The organism is Pseudanabaena biceps PCC 7429, assembly GCF_000332215.1.
In the GTDB taxonomy this organism is placed as follows: Bacteria; Cyanobacteriota; Cyanobacteriia; order Pseudanabaenales; family Pseudanabaenaceae; genus Pseudanabaena; species Pseudanabaena biceps.
On sequence record NZ_ALWB01000326.1, the window covers coordinates 1 to 4,071 of the forward strand.

Below are 4,071 nucleotides of genomic sequence, written 5' to 3' on the forward strand. Positions count from 1 at the left end.
ACTTTTACTTAGGAAATTAAAGCCCTAAAGATGATTGGCGGCGCTTCGCGCCGCCAATCATCTTTAGGGCTTTAATTTGTTCGGTACTTATGCTTTATATTGAAATTTTTCGTTGATGAGTCCGAGAGAAATGTATAGACATATACAAACCAGACATACTTGAGTCTGTTGTTATAAATCTAAATAATCTATATATTCACTGAGGAAAAACTTAAGGTGCTGGTTTATAAGTCACGTCAAAAAGGGAAAAATAGTACCGTAAATTGGTTAGCCTGTATTCCTCTTGCTGCTCTAATTGGTGTTTTTTGGGTATATGCGGCTACTGCTCAAACAAATCCTCACAATCCACCAACGACGGAAAGCATTCAACAAAGTTTGGTTGCGCTTAAAGTCGGCTTAGATACGCTCTGGGTTGTTATCGCTTCATTTCTAGTGTTTTTTATGAATGCAGGCTTTGCTTTGGTTGAGTCTGGGTTTTGTCGAAGAAAAAATGCAGTTAATATTCTGACCAAAAATCTGATCGTATTTGCGATCGCCACCATCGCATATTGGGCCGTAGGCTTTGGCTTTATGTATGGAGACAATGGTGGTAATACCTTTATTGGGATGAAAGGATTTTTTCTGCAAGCTGTAGATAACAGTCCTGCAACCCTTGGTGAATATAAAGGCGATTTCCCTGGACTCAGTTGGACAGGAATCCCCCTAGAAGCAAAATTCTTATTCCAGTTAGTGTTTGCCGCAACAGCAGCAACAATCGTTTCGGGAGCGGTCGCTGAGCGCATTAAATTTCTTGCTTTTTTGCTATTCAGCTTTGTGCTAGTGGCTTTGTCCTATCCCATCACTGGACATTGGGTTTGGGGTGGTGGCTGGCTAGCCAATTTAGCTAAAGATGCTCAGGGGGCAACCACTGGTGCTTTCTTTGATTTTGCAGGTTCTACCGTTGTTCACTCCGTTGGTGGCTGGGCTGCTCTCATTGGTGCGGCTTTACTGGGGGCAAGGTCTGGTAGATACACTGAAGATGGTAAAACTCGCGCAATTCCTGGACATAGCATGAGTCTGGCAACCTTAGGTTGTTTGATTCTATGGCTAGGATGGTTTGGATTTAATCCTGGTTCGACTATGGCTGCCGATGGTCGTCTCATTGCTCATATTGCTTTGACCACAAATATGGGGGCTTCCGCAGGAGGGATCGCCGCTACGATCGTGGCCTGGCTCTATTTGGGAAAACCAGATCTATCGATGATCGTGAATGGGATATTGGCGGGACTAGTCTCGGTAACAGCTTCTTGTGCATGGATCACCTTGCCTAGTGCTTTAATCATCGGTGCGATCGGTGGCGTAATTGTGGTGTTTGCCGTGGGCTTCTTTGACAATCTCAGAATTGACGATCCCGTAGGGGCGACTTCCGTTCATTTATGTTGCGGTATCTGGGGCACTCTGGCAGTTGGTCTATTTGCCGTCGGTCAAAAAACAGATATAGGCGGCGGTTATATTTTGCAAGCTGGTGCTGGTCCCAAGGCGGGTTTATTTTTTGGTGGCGGTTTTGAACAACTTTTATACCAGACGATAGGCGCTATCTCTGTGGGTGGTTTTACGGTTGCTTTTAGCTTTATTGCTTGGTACGTGATTTCCCTAATCACCTCTGGTATTCGCGTTGAAGGTGAGGAAGAGTTTAAAGGCTTAGATATTTCCGAACATGGAATGGAAGCCTATTCTGGTTTTCTCAAGGAAGGTGAAAGCTAATTTTGGGTTTAAGCCTATAGTGCTTATGGCAGCGCAAAGCGCTGCCATAAGCACTATAGGCTTCTATGTTGCCTTTGCTGTGGGTAGCACAGGCGCTTAATTTTATTTTGTAAAGTTCATCCTAATTCCGATGGGGTTATCGGGGTATAATAGTGGGGCAAAGAAGTTATACGCATACAAATTTCGATAGTTGAATCATGACAAACACTGTAGTGAATACTGCCAAAGTATCAAAGGTTGAAGTACTTAAGCAAAAAAGTGACTTTTTGCGTGGCCCCATCAATACTGAACTAACCGATGGCAATCCATTTTTTAGTCAGGATGGTTTGCAAATTCTCAAGTTTCATGGTTCCTATCAACAAAAAGAGCGAGATTTTGAAAAGATAAAGGCTAAGGGGGAGGAAGCGCAGTACAGCATGATGTTGCGTACTCGTAGCCCAGGAGGAGTTATTCCTTGGCAATTGTATTTAGCCCTAGATAAGCTTTGTGATAAGTACGGAAATCATAATTTGCGGGCGACGACACGCCAAGGTTTTCAGATTCATGGCATTCTCAAGGAGAATCTGAAGACAGTAATTGCCGACATCGCTAGAAACATGGGTTCGACAATGGGGGCTTGTGGTGACATCAACCGTAATGTGATGGCTCCTTCGGTTCCCTTTAAGAATAAGCCCGAATATGCCTATGCCCGTGAGTATGCTTTCAAAATAGCAGATTTGCTAGCACCTAAGGCTGGTGCTTATTACGATATTTGGTTGGATGGAGAAGTTGCGGTCACTGCCTCTGAAGCCCCAGAGGTAACTGAGGCGCGCAACCGTCAAGGAACGGGAACGGCGAAAACCAATATTAGCGATGTTGAGCCAATTTACGGTACTCAGTATTTGCCTCGTAAATTTAAGATTGCGATCGCCGTTGCTGGGGACAATTCGGTCGATCTTTATACCAATGATCTGTCGCTGGTGGTCATTACCAATGCGCAAAACGAACTAGAAGGCTTTAATGTCTATGTCGGTGGTGGTTTGGGACGCGCTCACAATAACGATGCGACCATTGTGCGTCTTGCTGACAGCATTGGCTTTGTCCCTGTCGCCCAAATTTATGATGCGATCAAAGCGATCGTTTCTTTGCAAAGGGACTATGGCGATCGCCACAATCGTCGCCATTCTCGCTTCAAGCATATTTTGCATGAATGGGGATTGGAAAAGTTCAAACAGGTGTTGCTGGACTATTACCCCACGCCCCTAGCTCCTGCACGCGAGTTACCCCCCTTCAAATATCAAGATTATCTTGGCTGGCACGAGCAAGGCGATGGTAAATATTTTGTGGGTATTTCCATTGAAAATGGTCGGGTGATCGATCGCGAGGGGCTAAAACTAAAAACAGCCCTTCGTGAAATCAGCGAGCAATTTCACCATGATTTCGTACTGACTCCCAATCACAATCTGTTGATTACAGAGGTTGCTGCCGATGAGAAAGAGGAGATTCAAAAAATTCTCGATCGCTGTGGTGTGCTTGCTCCCCATCAGATCGATTCCCTCGTACGTTACTCAATGGCTTGCCCTGCCTTCCCCACCTGTGGATTGGCGATCGCCGAGTCAGAACGCGCCTTGCCCGATGTATTGGCGAGAATCCGCGAACTATTGGTGCGTTTGGGCTTAGAGAATGAAACTTTTGTCACCCGTATGACTGGTTGTCCCAATGGTTGCGCCCGTCCCTATATGGCTGAGCTAGCTTTTGTCGGCAGTGCTGCCGATGAATACCAAATTTGGCTGGGTGGTAGTTTTAACTCGACTCGTTTGGCTCAGCCCTACGTGCAGCGCTTGCATATCAATAATCTCGAAAAGGGCTTAGAGCCTCTATTCGTTTATTTCAAAAACGAACGAGTTGCGGGTGAAACCTTTGGTGATTTTTGCGATCGCAAAGGCAATGAAGACCTGCGGAAGTTTGCGGAAGCCTATATGCCTGAGCTTGAAGAAAATGAGTCGAAGGGCAAACGTAAAGATGTACGCCATCGCGTTACTCTATCGACTAAATCCTACGAACTCTTGAAAAAAGCGGTGGAAGAACAGGGGGCTTCGATGAAGGATATTGTGGAAACTGCCTTGATCAAATATTTGCAATAATAAGTAGCTTCCAAAGACAGGGCTGTCGCTAAGCGACAGCCCTGTCTTGCCTGTATTGAAAATGGCAATGCCATTTTGGGAATTGGTATAACAACACTAACCCCCATAGAGAGTTGCGGCGCTTCGCGCCGCAACTCTCTATGGGGGTTAGTGTCATGACTTAAGTGAATATAGCTATAATACCAATTTCCAAAAGTGTGGCTAC

The 4,071-nt window shown here is 45.3% G+C and carries 2 protein-coding genes; both read left to right on the forward strand.

Features of this window, described 5'->3' with window-relative positions; all coding sequences use genetic code 11:
• The first annotated feature begins 216 nt into the window (after window positions 1–216).
• Window positions 217–1,743, forward strand: a complete 1,527-nt coding sequence (locus tag PSE7429_RS21740) for an ammonium transporter (RefSeq protein WP_009629534.1) — start codon at window positions 217–219, stop codon at window positions 1,741–1,743.
• A gap of 197 nt (window positions 1,744–1,940) precedes the next feature.
• Complete coding sequence (gene sir, locus PSE7429_RS21745; RefSeq protein WP_009629535.1) at window positions 1,941–3,866, forward strand: sulfite reductase, ferredoxin dependent; 1,926 nt, start codon at window positions 1,941–1,943, stop codon at window positions 3,864–3,866.
• Window positions 3,867–4,071 lie beyond the last annotated feature (205 nt).